General features: G+C 43.2%; 17 protein-coding genes and 1 pseudogene. 8 read left to right on the top strand and 10 right to left on the bottom strand.

The annotated features are described in order from the left end of the window. Positions 1-41: 41 nt before the first annotated feature. The 6 genes from xerD to AR334_RS15015 form a co-directional block, all read right to left on the bottom strand. Complete coding sequence (xerD, locus tag AR334_RS15040; RefSeq protein WP_066312640.1) at positions 42-935, bottom strand: site-specific tyrosine recombinase XerD; 894 nt, start codon at positions 933-935, stop codon at positions 42-44. 3 nt (positions 936-938) lie between these two features. Beyond that, positions 939-1,166, bottom strand: a complete 228-nt coding sequence (locus tag AR334_RS15035; protein WP_066312636.1) for a YqzK family protein — start codon at positions 1,164-1,166, stop codon at positions 939-941. 141 nt (positions 1,167-1,307) lie between these two features. After that, positions 1,308-1,763 carry a Fur family transcriptional regulator gene (locus tag AR334_RS15030; protein WP_066312634.1) on the bottom strand — a complete coding sequence of 152 codons (456 nt, stop codon included), beginning with the start codon at positions 1,761-1,763 and terminating at the stop codon, positions 1,308-1,310. Between the two features lie 111 nt (positions 1,764-1,874). Then, positions 1,875-2,516, bottom strand: a complete 642-nt coding sequence (gene spoIIM, locus AR334_RS15025) for a stage II sporulation protein M (protein WP_066312632.1) — start codon at positions 2,514-2,516, stop codon at positions 1,875-1,877. A 122-nt stretch (positions 2,517-2,638) separates the two neighbouring features. Continuing rightward, complete coding sequence (locus AR334_RS15020; protein ID WP_066312630.1) at positions 2,639-3,805, bottom strand: endonuclease Q family protein; 1,167 nt, start codon at positions 3,803-3,805, stop codon at positions 2,639-2,641. After that, positions 3,805-4,356 (bottom strand): NUDIX hydrolase, encoded by a 552-nt coding sequence (locus AR334_RS15015; protein WP_066312628.1) that lies wholly within the window; start codon positions 4,354-4,356, stop codon positions 3,805-3,807. The genes AR334_RS15020 and AR334_RS15015 overlap by 1 nt, the downstream gene beginning before the upstream one ends. A gap of 76 nt (positions 4,357-4,432) precedes the next feature. Here AR334_RS15015 and mciZ point away from each other — a divergent pair, with 76 nt between their 5' ends. Then, positions 4,433-4,564, top strand: coding sequence for a Z-ring formation inhibitor MciZ (mciZ, locus tag AR334_RS28965; protein ID WP_082692955.1), 132 nt, complete (start codon positions 4,433-4,435; stop codon positions 4,562-4,564). 65 nt (positions 4,565-4,629) lie between these two features. Next, positions 4,630-5,541 carry an aldo/keto reductase gene (locus tag AR334_RS15010; protein WP_066312626.1) on the top strand — a complete coding sequence of 304 codons (912 nt, stop codon included), beginning with the start codon at positions 4,630-4,632 and terminating at the stop codon, positions 5,539-5,541. Positions 5,542-5,875: 334 nt separating this feature from the next. Here AR334_RS15010 and AR334_RS15005 read toward each other — a convergent pair whose 3' ends face one another. Together AR334_RS15005 and AR334_RS15000 are read right to left on the bottom strand one after the other, a co-directional pair. Further along, positions 5,876-6,121, bottom strand: a complete 246-nt coding sequence (locus AR334_RS15005) for a YqkE family protein (protein ID WP_066312624.1) — start codon at positions 6,119-6,121, stop codon at positions 5,876-5,878. 93 nt (positions 6,122-6,214) lie between these two features. Further along, positions 6,215-7,402, bottom strand: a complete 1,188-nt coding sequence (locus tag AR334_RS15000; RefSeq protein WP_066312621.1) for an acetyl-CoA C-acetyltransferase — start codon at positions 7,400-7,402, stop codon at positions 6,215-6,217. A gap of 129 nt (positions 7,403-7,531) precedes the next feature. On the opposite strand from AR334_RS15000, the gene AR334_RS14995 reads away from it, so the two are divergent. The 3 genes from AR334_RS14995 (at position 7,532) to AR334_RS14990 (ending at position 9,680) form a co-directional block, all read left to right on the top strand. Then, positions 7,532-8,440, top strand: a complete 909-nt coding sequence (locus tag AR334_RS14995) for a hydroxymethylglutaryl-CoA lyase (RefSeq protein WP_066312618.1) — start codon at positions 7,532-7,534, stop codon at positions 8,438-8,440. Between the two features lie 56 nt (positions 8,441-8,496). Then, a complete protein-coding gene (locus AR334_RS29935) occupies positions 8,497-8,637 on the top strand; it encodes a hypothetical protein (RefSeq protein WP_172799221.1) in 141 nt (46 codons plus the stop codon). A gap of 128 nt (positions 8,638-8,765) precedes the next feature. Continuing rightward, positions 8,766-9,680: an alpha/beta hydrolase gene (locus AR334_RS14990; protein ID WP_066312615.1), complete on the top strand. Its 915-nt coding sequence runs from the start codon at positions 8,766-8,768 to the stop codon at positions 9,678-9,680. A 22-nt stretch (positions 9,681-9,702) separates the two neighbouring features. Here AR334_RS14990 and AR334_RS30765 read toward each other — a convergent pair. Beyond that, positions 9,703-9,915: pseudogene (locus AR334_RS30765) on the bottom strand (iron-sulfur cluster biosynthesis family protein); the annotation flags it as partial. Positions 9,916-10,188: 273 nt separating this feature from the next. Between AR334_RS30765 and AR334_RS14980 the strand changes: the two are divergent. The 3 genes from AR334_RS14980 (at position 10,189) to AR334_RS14970 (ending at position 12,397) form a co-directional block, all read left to right on the top strand. Next, positions 10,189-10,395, top strand: coding sequence for a CDGSH iron-sulfur domain-containing protein (locus AR334_RS14980; RefSeq protein WP_066312611.1), 207 nt, complete (start codon positions 10,189-10,191; stop codon positions 10,393-10,395). A gap of 160 nt (positions 10,396-10,555) precedes the next feature. Continuing rightward, positions 10,556-11,002 carry a PaaI family thioesterase gene (locus tag AR334_RS14975; RefSeq protein ID WP_066312609.1) on the top strand — a complete coding sequence of 149 codons (447 nt, stop codon included), beginning with the start codon at positions 10,556-10,558 and terminating at the stop codon, positions 11,000-11,002. 24 nt (positions 11,003-11,026) lie between these two features. Next, entirely contained in the window at positions 11,027-12,397 is a 1,371-nt protein-coding gene (locus AR334_RS14970) for an MFS transporter (RefSeq protein WP_066312607.1), read from the top strand. 113 nt (positions 12,398-12,510) lie between these two features. Here the strand turns inward: AR334_RS14970 and AR334_RS14965 are convergent, their stop codons facing one another. Next, on the bottom strand, positions 12,511-12,846 hold the full coding sequence (locus AR334_RS14965; RefSeq protein WP_066312606.1) for a YolD-like family protein: 336 nt from the start codon (positions 12,844-12,846) through the stop codon (positions 12,511-12,513). Positions 12,847-12,848 lie beyond the last annotated feature (2 nt).

The raw sequence follows: 12,848 nt of genomic DNA, 5'->3' as shown, positions 1-12,848 counted from the left end.
TTTGACAATTATGTGAAATATTCTCGTATTCTATTATTCTATCAAGGACGGGGATGAAATTTGTTATAAACATCCTTTAAGCGAATTTTCGTTACATTGGCATAGATCTGTGTCGTCGAAATATCTGCATGACCGAGCATTTCCTGAACCGCCCTTAGGTCGGCACCATTTTCCAGTAGATGCACCGCAAACGAGTGACGCAGTGTATGCGGAGTCATGTCTTGGGCGATCCCCGCTTCCCGTGCCAGTTTCTTTAAAATTTTCCAGAATCCCTGCCGCGTCAGCCGTTTTCCTTGGTGATTCAGGAACAGGGCCTGGTCCTGATCAGTTTTCGCTTCAAACAGCGGCCTGCTTTCCGTTATATAATGCCTGAGCGCATTAGATGCGGTATGGCTAATCGGAATGATCCGTTCTTTATTGGCTTTGCCAGTACAGCGGATAAAACCCATATCCAAATGGATATCGTCAACATTAATGCCTACCAGCTCGCTGACGCGAATTCCCGTTGCGTAAAGCAGCTCAAGCATTGCCTTGTCCCTAATCCCATAATGGTCGATTAATTTTGGAGCATCCAGCAGCCGCTCGACTTCCGTCAGACTTAATACCTTGGGCAGGGACCGTTCCATTTTCGGGGCTTCCAAATGGACAGATGGATCATTTTCTGCGAATTTGGTTCTCAATAAATATTGATGAAACGCCCGCAGTGAGGCAATATGTCTTGCGATCGTTTTCGGAGATTTTCCGTTATCCCGTAGAGTATTTAAAAATTGAACAAGATGCACACGCTGGACATCATTCCACGATCGCTTTGATTCTATTGTTTTCAAATAGTGGAGATAACCTTTTAAATCCCGCTCATAGGAAAGAAGGGTGTTTTTGGCCATTTCACGTTCTATCTGTAAGTAGTGGATAAATCCGTTTATTTGCTCTTCCATTGTTTACTCCCCATTTAAATAAAAAAATATCAGCCGATCCAACAAGGAAGAATCCTTTCCATCCAGACCATTTGAAACTTTAACAGCTGTTCCTTCCGGTTCATCATAGCGATGATAGTTTTGATACTCCTCTGATACCCACATGATACCATAATAAAAAAGAATCGTGCATCCGGTGAAAATAATAAAAACCTTCAATGTTTGCCAAATTAATTTTAAAAAAGAGAACATCTGAATCCCCCTGCTACCTATCTATTAATAAAAGGTATGCCAAAAAGGACAAGTTTTATACCTGATCCGAGTAAATCAAGGGATTGCTTCCTTAAAAAAGAAAAGCCCTTTTGGCGAAAAAGGACCGTTCTGTCAATATGATTATTCTTCCGCTTTACCTTTGTCCTGACAACGGTGGCAAATGCCATGAAAGGTAAGGCGGTGATCTTTTATTTTAAAATTCCATTTCTGTTCGACAATTGCTTCCACATCTTCTAGCAAATCTTCCTGAATTTCATCAACGGCACCGCATTCAATGCAAACAAGATGATGGTGAAAATGCGCCGCCCCTTCCTGTCTAAGGTCATAGCGGGATACACCGTCACCAAAATTTATTTTATCGACAATTTTTAATTCCGTTAATAATTCCAAGGTCCGGTATACAGTAGCCAAACCAATTTCAGGCGATTTTTCTTTTACAAGGAGGTATACATCTTCGGCACTTAAATGATCCTCTTCATTTTCCAGCAAAACTCTGACAGTCGCTTCACGCTGTGGTGTCAATTTATAGCTGGCTGAATGCAATTGTTTCTTTATTCTCTCAATTCTGGTTTCCATCCTGAAGTCCCTCCCTCGCCACTGTTAATTCTCATTATAACAGATGACTTGAGAGATTCAAAATAAAATTATTATAAATAACAGTTTAAAATTAGTATCACCTAAAAGTGACTATAATCCAGCTGATCCAACTATTGATTTCATTAACACCGGTGATAGATACGCTTCAATTCCGGATGCCGCTGAAATAAAGATAACTGCTGCGATCAGGGCAAAAATATACCCCTTAAACAGCGGAATGATTGGCTGGGAATATGTTTTCATAAACTGCCGTTTGATCATTCTAATTGAAAAAATAACCGATAATGCGGCCATAATGATGAAAACGGGAATGATAATCAAGTTTTGTGGCAAAATCGAGGCAATTGCCAGCGTAAACCCCTTCCATTTCATTTGACTGACAAGAAAGCCGACTGTAAACCCGACAACCATCCCCTTTAAAAATAAGAGAATGAGAATCACTGGAAGGCCGATAATCGAGATTCCAAGTATCCAGATTAATCCTATGAATTTGCTGTTATGAAAAAAGCTTTGCAGAAATAAATCTTTGTTTTCCGCTACTTTTTCTTCTGAAATTTGCCCAAAAAACTGTGACAAATAGTAGAATAAATCTTCCTTTTGTGTAAAGCTCATGCTGTTGACGACAATCGCCCCAAAAATGACTCCCATAAAAAATAGTACGACAATGAATAAGAAAATTGAGGAATGCTCACGGAAACTTGCGGCAGTGGACTGGTACAAACGTTTTTTCATTTGGCGGCTCCTCCTGTTTTTGCAATGGTTAGTACATTCTATGCAAGTCTAGCTTTTCTATGATTAAAATTACTAGATTGCATTAAAAAACCCGACATTCCATGTTGGATGTCGGGTATACCCTATTGGTCGGCAATTTTTCCATATTTTCCGCCGCCGCCTGCCGCCAGATTGACTTTTCCTTCTCGCGCCTGCATGATGAGTGTGGCAATTTTCTCCGGCACGACTTCTTTTAATGCTTCAAATGGCACCTCGTGCAAAATTGCCATTTCGCTGCCGAAGTGATCGATCAATTTCCCCAGCATTCTCGGCCCGAGGCCAGGGATAAATTCAAGCGGGACTTGATGAACATATGGCGGACGACCTTCCGGACTTTCATCCGCGGTCTTCAATTCGAGTATCCGATCGGCCACTCCTTTAATAATTTTCGGATGCCCGCACAAGGTGCAGATTTGGTCGTTTTCATTCACCTGGTTCAAGCACTCCGCACAGACTGTTTTGTGGTATTTTCCGAGCAGCGGGTCAAGGCCATAATTGGCGACGATTTTGCGGCCGTCCTCCCCTTTTAATGCTTTTTGTAATTCCTTGAACGTTGGCTCCTGCATCGCCACCACCTGATATTCACGAGCAATTTTTGCAAGCGAATGGGCATCGGAGTTGGTCACAAAGGTATACTTATGCAATTCCCCCAATTGGTCAGCCATCCGTGTATCAGAACTCAAACCAAGCTCGATTCCATCTATCAGATTGGGGTCGAGCACTTCTGTAAGCGACTTATTTACCCCTTTTCCATAAAGACTTTTAAACGGAGTAAACACATGCGCTGGGATAAAGATGCCCCCTAATTCTTTTACTCTTTTTTGCAATTCCATACCGGTAATATAAACCCGCTGCGAACTCAGTTGAATATTTTTCAAATGGGCCGTTAGCCAATTCGAAAACTCTCGCATAATGGTCAGGTTTGGAAAGTAGCAAAGCAGGTGAATGGGACCATTGCATTGTTCATCGTAAATTTCCAACTCTGAGCCCGGAATCACGGTCAAATCACCAAACACGAGACCGCCATCCTCGTGTTCATACACATCGCCGCTTTGGATTAAGCTTTCCATTTCCAGTATCACTTCGGGCGAATGGCTGTCGATGATTCCGACCATGTTGAGACCTTTTTCATGACGTGCATGCTCTATGATGTTGGTAAATGTCAACGACTTGGCCCCGGTAATTTTAACAGGCTTGCCGGTCCATGTCCGGCCAATATGAATATGTAAATCGACATAGTAGCGATTCATTATTTTTTCAACGCCTCTTGTAATTGTAAGTATTGGACAGCATAGATCGTTTTAGCATCATAAATTTTTTGTTCTTTTACATATTGCAAAGCTTCTTCTAGTGTTAACTCTTCCAAAATAACGAATTCATCCTCATCCAAAGCAGCGGAATTTTCCTTTTTCGTTAATCCTTTAGCCAAAAACACATGTACAATTTCATCGGCAAATCCTGGTGAGGTATAAAAAGAAGTTAACAGCTCAAGGCTTTCGCATTCGTAGCCTGTCTCCTCCTCCAATTCGCGGCGGGCGCAGCTAGCCGGTTCTTCGCCTTTTTCCAGCTTTCCAGCAGGGATTTCGACAATTGCTCGTTCCAACGCTTTACGATATTGCTCGACCATGATGATTTTATTCTCGTTCGTCACGGCAATAATTGCCACTGCTCCAGGGTGCTTGATAATTTCTCGTTTCGACGTCTTTCCGTTCGGCAGCTCCACCTCCTGCAGGTGTAGACTGACAATTTTTCCCGAAAAAATTTCTTCGCTCTTAATTGTTTTTTCGTCAAGCTTGTTCATTTATTGTTCAACTCCTGTTCTAGTCCGGTTCATTCCCGTCATACATTTTACCATACTTTATTTGGAGGGGTATCGGATGAAGGTGTATGTGCATGAGAAGGGAATCGTTCTTGTCGGAAAGGGCTGGGAAGTTCTGCAAAAACTAAAGGAATATAATAAAAATTTTAAAACTGTTTCTGACTGGACTGCCAATATCACGAAAAAATAAGACCTACTGTTTGTAGTCTTTCCTGTTCTTGATTAAAATTATTGTAAAAGAACGGGGGAATTTTTTTGAAGAAAAGAAAATTGGGGCATTCCGATTTGTACGTAACTGAGCTTGGACTCGGCTGCATGTCGCTTGGCACCGATGAGCGACATGCGCAAAGTATCATTGAAGCCGCCCTTGAGGAAGGCATCAATTATTTTGATACTGCGGATTTGTATGATTTTGGAGTCAATGAAGAAATTGTCGGAAAGGCGTTAAAAAATGTCCGAGAACACGTGATAATCGCCACGAAGGCAGGGAATCGCTGGAATCAAGACCGTTCCGGCTGGACCTGGGACCCGTCGAAGGCATATATCAAAGAGGCCGTCAAACAAAGCTTGAAGCGGCTTGGCACCGATTATATCGATCTTTATCAATTGCACGGAGGCACGATTGATGACCCGATTGATGAGACGATTGGAGCTTTCGAGGAATTGGTATCTGAAGGGGTCATCCGCTATTACGGGATTTCTTCCATTCGCCCAAATGTAATTCGTGAATATGTGGCGAAGTCGCATATCATCTCCGTGATGATGCAGTACAGCATTCTTGACCGCCGGCCGGAGGAAGTGGCATTGCCGCTGTTGGCCGAACATGGGGTAAGCGTCGTGACCCGCGGATCGTTGGCCAAGGGGCTGTTAAGTGATAGAGTGCTGGATAAGGCTACTGGGAAAGGGTATTTGGATTATAGCTACGAAGAATTGCTTAATGTGCTGCCACGGCTTAAAGAGAGTGTGGGTGCCGGGCGTTCGTTTACGGAGGTGGCGCTCCAATACAACCTGGCAAACCCTGCGGTGGCTTCGGTTGTTGCCGGGGCGAGCAGTGTGGAGCAGATTCGGAGCAATGCTACAGCGGTAAGGGGCCGAGCGCTGACCGATGAAGAAGTGGCGCTGATCAAAGAGTTGACGAAGGCTAGTGTTTATGGGGAACACCGCTAGTGATTTTTGGAGTACATTGTGTTATTAGCTACCCATTCATGAAAAAAATCGATGAATTCAGTAGCCAGTTAAGCTGATTGGCGACTTTACGAACTGAAAATTCGATGAAAGTGTTGCCAATGAGGGCTATTGACGACAATACGGGCATTAAAATCGTTGAAAGTGTCGCCAATGAGGGCTATTGACGACGGTACGGGCATTAAAATCGTTGAAAGTGTCGCCAATGAGGGCTATTGGCGACACTAAAGATATTAAAATCTGTCAAATTGTCGCCAATAGGACCGATTGGCTACCCAAATCTGAAGTAATCTTCAGTTTTGGCAGCCAATCCTCCCTATTTAAACTCCCGCCAATTCATTCCGCTCTCATTTAACAATTCTTCAAAAGACTTATTTTTCTCTTTTAATCTTCTCTCCTCACGCTTCCGTTGCTCTTCTGCCTCTTTTCTTTTTTCCTCTTCAGCCTTAAGCTGCTCCTGCTGAGTCCTTAACTGTTTCATTAAATCAGGATTGATCATATCTTTTAGCGTTACCGCAGCATCGTCCTTTTTGGGTTTGGCTTTTTGATGTTTTTTCTTCATATCCTAGACGCTCCTTCATAACTTTTTCTCTAATTATAGCAAAAATATAAAAAGGCAGGCTATCCCAGGAATAGTCTGCCTTCATGAACCCTATTAAACCAATTCCACCACCGTTGCAACACCTTGGCCGCCGCCAATGCAAAGTGTCGCCAGTCCTGAACGCGCATTTCTCCGCTTCATTTCGTGAATCAGCGTGACGAGAATCCTCGCTCCGCTTGCGCCAATTGGATGCCCCAAAGCGATTGCTCCACCGTTCACGTTCAAAATCTCTTTTTTAAAATGAAGCTCTCGGTCAACCGCCAGCGATTGTGCAGCAAACGCCTCATTCGCTTCAATCAACTCAATTTCCTCCAAGGAAAGAGAAGCCTTCTCCAACGCTTTCTTAACTGCAGGCACAGGACCGATTCCCATAATGCTCGGGTCCACACCGGCACTGGCATTCGCCTTAATCGTTACAAGCGGCTTTAGCCCCAATTCCTCTGCCTTTTTCCTGCTCATCACCACTACAGCGGCAGCTCCGTCATTGATGCCTGATGCATTTCCAGCAGTGACCGTGCCATCCTTTTTAAATGCCGGACGCAGTCCTGCCAATTTTTCTACGGTCGTGCCCTTCTTCGGATATTCGTCTACCGCAAATATAACGGGGTCGCCCTTGCGCTGCGGAATCACAACCGGAACGATTTCCGCTTCAAACCTTCCCGCTTCAATCGCCTTCACCGCTTTTTCCTGGCTCCAGGCCGAAAATTGGTCCTGTTCTTCTCTAGTAATCGAGTATTTCTCCGCCAAATTTTCCGCGGTAACGCCCATATGGTAATCGTTAAAAACACAAGTCAGGCCATCTGCTGTCATTGTATCGATTAATTTTTGGTCGCCCATCCGGAATCCTTCGCGGGCATTTTTCAATATGTACGGAGCCTGACTCATATTTTCCATCCCGCCTGCAACCACAACTTCAGCATCTCCCGCCAAAATCGCTTGTGCCGCAAGATGGACTGCTTTTAAACCTGAGCCGCATACCTTATTAATTGTCAGCGATGAAACGCTTTCAGGAATTCCTGCCTTAATGGCCGCTTGCCGTGCCGGGTTTTGTCCAAGCCCTGCCTGAAGAACGTTCCCCATGATCACTTCATCTACCTGTTCAGGCTTTATCCCCGCTTGCTCCAACGCCCCCTTGATTACGGTTGCACCCAATTCAGGAGCGGAAACACTTTTTAATCCTCCGTTAAAGCTTCCAAGCGCCGTTCTGACCGCACTGACAATCACTACCTCGGTTTGGTTCATGAACTCTCCCCCTTTAAAATAATTATCACTCATAATTGTATCACAGTTTTAGGAAGATTCCCTTTATTCTTGATTTTTCGAAATCAACACCTCTACAATGGAATTAGGAAAACATGAGGGGGACTATCCATGTTTAAATTGCCTGAAAAAGTCACCATAATTGAGGTGGGTCCGCGTGACGGATTGCAGAATGAAAAATTATTCGTTCCGACAGTAATAAAGAAACAGTTTATTGCCGCACTAAGAGAGGCCGGATTGAAGGAAATGGAATTGACCTCATTTGTGTCCCCAAAATGGGTGCCGCAAATGGCGGATGCTGCGGAAATTGTCTTTGACAGCTTAGATGAGCGGACCAGAAACATTGTCCTTGCTCCGAACCGTAAAGGCGTCGATCGGGTCTACTCAACCAATTGCAAGGCAGTAGCGGTGTTTGTCGGGGTCAGCAACAGCTTTAATTTAAAAAATATCAACAAAACGACTGCCAACAGCATGGCGGAATTAAAGCCCATCATCAAAGAACTGAAGGAAAAAAATTACTTTGTCCGTGCCTGTATCTCGACAGCGTTTTATTGCCCCTATGAAGGAAAAATCGCCGAGGCAGATACATTAAAGCTGTGCCGCGAATTTGTCTCTGCCGGGGTTGATGAACTGAGTGTTGCCGACACCATCGGAATGGCGGCACCAACCGAGTCTTACTCACTTTTTTCAAAATTAAAAGAGGAGTTTTTCCATACGCTCCTCACAGCCCATTTTCATGACACCCGCAAGCTCGGTCTCGCCAATATTTTGGCGGCGTTACAGGCTGGAATTGATCGTTTTGACACCTCGGCCGGCGGGCTTGGCGGCTGTCCGTTCGCACCCGGCGCGAGTGGAAATGTCGCGACAGAGGATGTCGTTTATATGCTAGAAAGAATGGGGATTGAAACAGGTGTCAATTTGCAGAAACTGGTGGGTGCCATCGAAATTGTCTCCCCCCATCTTTCACGGGAAATCGAAACCGGTTACTTCCGGCTCCATGCCAAAACAGTTCATGAATAATCGACCTTTTGTTTAAGCATCTTATTAGATGATAACCATTGAAGGGAGATTTGTTCATGAGCCAAAAACGGGATAAAGGAAACAGCATGGCAGGGAAGAACTATTCGGATTCAGCTGGAGGCGGCAAGCGAATGATGGCTGCCGAAGAAATGGAAAAAGCCCTCCACCCAACAAAACGACAAAATTCTGAACAATAAATGAATGTTCATCTGTCTAGCTTCGGTGCCTCCGCTTTTCTATTAAGCCGCTCATTGGAATAAGCGGCTTTTCTTATGGTAAAATTAACAAAGTTAATTTATGTAAATATCCTCTTGGAGGTGCCGTTTTGAAAAAGGCATTTCGAATCTTGTTCTCTGTGTTATTTTTTTGGCTCGCAATCGGTTTATATTTTACCAACCGAATCATGTATATCAAAAAGAAGGATGAGGAGTTTATCTTAAACCGGGAAAAGCAGGCGGGCTGGTTTAATCCTGAAGAGTACGACTCCCTGCCGAAACGGGATGTGACGATTCCGTCGCCGTTTGGCTACAACATTAAGGCTGTGCTTGCGGAGCCTCACGAAACGAACCGCTATGTGATTATTTCCCACGGTGTTACTGAAAACAAAATAAATTCGGTAAAATATGCGAACCTGTTCCTAGAGCGGGGTTTTAATACCCTGCTTTACGACCATCGCCGCCACGGTGAATCCGGAGGCAAAACCACGAGCTACGGATATTATGAAAAATTTGATTTAAAAGCAGTGGTCGACTGGCTTAAAAAAGAGAAGGGGCCGGACTTGGTCCTGGGAATTCACGGAGTATCGATGGGGGCTGCAACGATGCTGTTGTATGCCGGACTCCTCGAGGACGGGGCTGATTTTTATATTGCCGACTGCCCGTTTTCCGACTTTAAACAACAGCTTGCCCACGTAATTAAACGGGATTTTAAAATTTTCCCCGGGCTGTTATTGCCGATTGGGGATGCGTTCCTTAGGCTACGTGACAAGTATTCAATCCGCCATGTCTCACCGATTTCGGTTATTGAGAACATCAAACATCCGGTTTTGTTTATCCACAGCCGCGACGATGATTTCATCTTGCCTTCGATGACCCATGATTTATTCGAACACAAAAAGGGGCCTAAAATGCTGTACATCGCGGAAAATGGGGTCCATGCCCAAGCCTTTGATGAAAACCCTGATGACTATAAACGGGTCGTGGACGAATTTTTGGATAAATACACGCAATATGCTTATTAAAACAGACTGCCCACTACTGGGATCAGTCTGTTTTTTCTTTGATAATGAAACCCATGCGCGCGTTTAAAATTTGCTGCGGGCTCTTTAGCTGAAAACTATTCGTACTGCTGGAAAAATCAATTTTCATCTGCTCGTCAAAGAAAACGAGCTTTTGTTTTTCCATATAAACCGGCCGATTATTCGTGCTGATTTCAACTTCGTCACTATCTATTTCCCCTGTGAACCACAGGGCTGCTACACCGCTGACCGCTCAGCCACAGCCGTCTGTATCGTATATCAGCTTTAAAAAGCCTTTGCGCCCTGCTGTTTTCTCGTCAATCTTTTTTGCCGCTTCTTCTGTAATGAAAATTTCCATCTTTTTAACACTCCCCTCTGATAGGAATATCATAATTGTAGCATATGTTGAATTGGGCTGTTTTTATTTTGCCTGCGGCCTTTTGGTTGCATTTTCCTGTTAAACCAGTTATTCTCATGATTAATACGTAATTTTTTAAAGGGGTGCTTGGGGATGTCAAAGGTAACAATCAAGGTTAACGATAATGGATCGCTTAGAATTACCGGTGATGTGGAATTGCTGGATGGCGAGGGCAACGTGTATACAACCAAACCTTCCTTTTCGCTGTGCCGTTGTGGCATGAGCAAGAACAAACCATTCTGCGATGGCTCTCATAAAGGGAACTTTGAGTCGCAGGTACGGGTGCCAAAAGAGGATTAAGATTTTAAGAGCGGTTATTCTATCGGCTTAGTTGATTAAAACTAAGCCGTTCTTTATTGCTTTTTTTTTCACTAAATTATCTGAATGATTAGAATATTATTTACCAAATGTTTGAAAGATGGTACTATTTTTTTGATTTAGAAAAAGAAGGGTGAAAATAATGAACAAATTAGAAGGTTTAAAGAAAATGATGACAGGTGAAAGCCCTAACCCGCCAGTGGCCGAGGTACTTGGTTTTAAAGTGGTAGAGGCTGAAGAAGGCAGAGTTGTTATAGAATTGGAAGCAACTGAACGACTACATAATCCGATGGGGACATTGCACGGCGGAATCTTGTGTGATATAGCGGATGCAGCGATGGGATATGCTTTTTCTAGTACGCTTGCTGACGATGAACTTTTTACAACTGTGGAAATTAAATTAAATTTCCTTAAACCTGTTTTTCATTCGAAGCTTCGAGCTGAAGGGAGATTAATTAAAAAAGGTTCCTCAGTTGGATTGCTGGAATGTCAAATATTTGATGAACGACAAAGTCTCGTGGCGCATTCCACCAGCACATGTATGGTTTTGAAGGGAAACTCGGCTGGAAAAAGATTAAAAAAAGAATAATTTTATTAAGCAAGGAGGAATATAATGCCGTCTATTTCAATTGCTTCTTCCCAAACTGAAAGCAAGGTGGATTTACAAGAGAATAAACTCATTCTTATATGGAGTATTACCACCTTGCTTGTAGTGATGAATACGACAATGTTTAATGTTGCATTGCCCTCTGTACTAAAAGACTTTTCCTTAAATTCATCAACGGCATCATGGCTTGTTTCCGGTTATTCCATCATGTTTGCCATTTCAACGTTGACTTTCGGTAGACTATCCGATTTTATTCCCCTATCGAGACTGCTGCTCTATGGAATTGGCATTTTAGGAATGGCATCGGTGATCGGTTTCTTTTCAACCCATTTTTTTATCTTATTAGGAGCCCGCATTCTTCAAGCCGCCGGTGCAGGCGCAGTTATGGGACTCTCGATGATCATGGCCGGACGCTATATACCTCTTTCAAGGCGAGGAAAAGCAATGGCCATGATTGCTTCTGCTGCCTCATTGGCATTTGGCCTAGGTCCTGTAATAGGTGGAGTCATTACTCAATATTTAGGATGGAATTATCTTTTCGCTGTCACTGGCATTTCAGTCCTTTCTCTCCCTTTTTTCCAAAAGCTATTGCCTAAAGAGGTAATTACAAAAGGGCGTTTCGATTTATATGGTGCTATTCTAACGGGACTTAGCGTTGCAGGACTGCTGCTTTTTCTATCCACATTTTCATACGGCATTTTATTAGGGACGGTTGTTCTTTTTGTAATCTGGTGGCTCTATCTTCACAAGGTAGAAAAGCCGTTTATTCCACCAGCACTCCTCAGAAATAAGCAATATTTAAAACTGCTTTTTATTGGTTGTTCAGCCTTTTTCATAAATTTTTCAAATTTGTTTTTAATGCCAATTATTCTTACAACTGTATTCGGAAAAGAACCTGCACAGGTAGGGATGATTATTTTTCCAGGCGCCATTTTTGCGGTGATTGCCGGGCAATTTATAGGAAGACTCATTGACCGTTTTGGCAATGCACCATTCATTATTTTTGGGCAATTATTTTTAGTAAGTGCCACCGCCCTATTTGCATGGTTATCCACCCTAAATCCCACTTTCATTCTTTCAATATATATGTTCGCAAGCATTGGTTTCACTGCACTTTCAACGAGTATTTCTAACGAGATAACGAGGATCCTGCCGATGACTGAAATCGGTTCGGGGATAGGAATCGCCCAATTAATCCAATTTTTTGGCGGGGGGCTAGGAGTGACAATTTCCGGATTATTGCTAACTATTCAAGATGGTTTACCTTTAGAAATTGTGTATCGGAATATTTATTTGTGCCTTTCCCTTGTGATCATTTTAGCGGTATTAATGTACGGTTTATATCATCGAAGGGCTAGGTTAAAGCAGCCAAGTTAACTTGTATCATCGCTTAATCGCTATAAAAATGACTATCAAATTAAAGCATACGTTTTGATAGTCACTTTCCTTTCATTTTTAATGTTTGCAATAGGCAATGGCACCCGCTCATTTTATTTATCAGTCAGCCGGATGTCTGCAATCGTGTTGATTGGAATCCGGTGCACTTCCTGAAATCTGTCGATGACATGCAGCTTATGTGCGAGTTCATCCCAGTAATGGATTTTTCCAATCACGATTTCATAATTTCGGTTCCGATAATGGATAATCGTCACGTATTGGTCGAATTCGATGGCTTCGGATAAGGTTTCATTCATCATCTCGAACTGCTGTTCATCCATTTCCTTTTGTTGTTCATACTGGTCTTCCTTGACCCAATCCCTGAGCATTTTCACATGCTCTGGCAGCATCATCGACGTCCATTTGATTCTTCCGCGGTCGCGAATCATTT

The organism is Bacillus sp. FJAT-29814, assembly GCF_001510715.1.
GTDB lineage: Bacteria > Bacillota > Bacilli > Bacillales > Cytobacillaceae > Neobacillus.
Note: the sequence above shows the minus strand (reverse complement) of the source record. Positions and strands in the feature narration are given on the sequence as shown.

What these genes read in the sequence shown, in the direction of transcription:
- AR334_RS15000 (WP_066312621.1), bottom strand. Translation starts at nt 7,402, where the DNA reads ATGAACCAAACCGAGGTAGTGATTGTCAGTGCGGTCAGAACGGCGCTT.
- AR334_RS15015 (WP_066312628.1), bottom strand. Translation starts at nt 4,356, where the DNA reads ATGAACAAGCTTGACGAAAAAACAATTAAGAGCGAAGAAATTTTTTCG.
- AR334_RS14995 (WP_066312618.1), top strand. Translation starts at nt 7,532, where the DNA reads ATGTTTAAATTGCCTGAAAAAGTCACCATAATTGAGGTGGGTCCGCGT.
- AR334_RS14965 (WP_066312606.1), bottom strand. Translation starts at nt 12,846, where the DNA reads ATGATTCGCGACCGCGGAAGAATCAAATGGACGTCGATGATGCTGCCA.
- AR334_RS29935 (WP_172799221.1), top strand. Translation starts at nt 8,497, where the DNA reads ATGAGCCAAAAACGGGATAAAGGAAACAGCATGGCAGGGAAGAACTAT.
- AR334_RS15035 (WP_066312636.1), bottom strand. Translation starts at nt 1,166, where the DNA reads ATGTTCTCTTTTTTAAAATTAATTTGGCAAACATTGAAGGTTTTTATT.
- AR334_RS14980 (WP_066312611.1), top strand. Translation starts at nt 10,189, where the DNA reads ATGTCAAAGGTAACAATCAAGGTTAACGATAATGGATCGCTTAGAATT.
- AR334_RS15030 (WP_066312634.1), bottom strand. Translation starts at nt 1,763, where the DNA reads ATGGAAACCAGAATTGAGAGAATAAAGAAACAATTGCATTCAGCCAGC.
- spoIIM (WP_066312632.1), bottom strand. Translation starts at nt 2,516, where the DNA reads ATGAAAAAACGTTTGTACCAGTCCACTGCCGCAAGTTTCCGTGAGCAT.
- xerD (WP_066312640.1), bottom strand. Translation starts at nt 935, where the DNA reads ATGGAAGAGCAAATAAACGGATTTATCCACTACTTACAGATAGAACGT.
- AR334_RS14975 (WP_066312609.1), top strand. Translation starts at nt 10,556, where the DNA reads ATGAACAAATTAGAAGGTTTAAAGAAAATGATGACAGGTGAAAGCCCT.
- AR334_RS15020 (WP_066312630.1), bottom strand. Translation starts at nt 3,805, where the DNA reads ATGAATCGCTACTATGTCGATTTACATATTCATATTGGCCGGACATGG.
- AR334_RS15005 (WP_066312624.1), bottom strand. Translation starts at nt 6,121, where the DNA reads ATGAAGAAAAAACATCAAAAAGCCAAACCCAAAAAGGACGATGCTGCG.
- AR334_RS14970 (WP_066312607.1), top strand. Translation starts at nt 11,027, where the DNA reads ATGCCGTCTATTTCAATTGCTTCTTCCCAAACTGAAAGCAAGGTGGAT.
- mciZ (WP_082692955.1), top strand. Translation starts at nt 4,433, where the DNA reads ATGAAGGTGTATGTGCATGAGAAGGGAATCGTTCTTGTCGGAAAGGGC.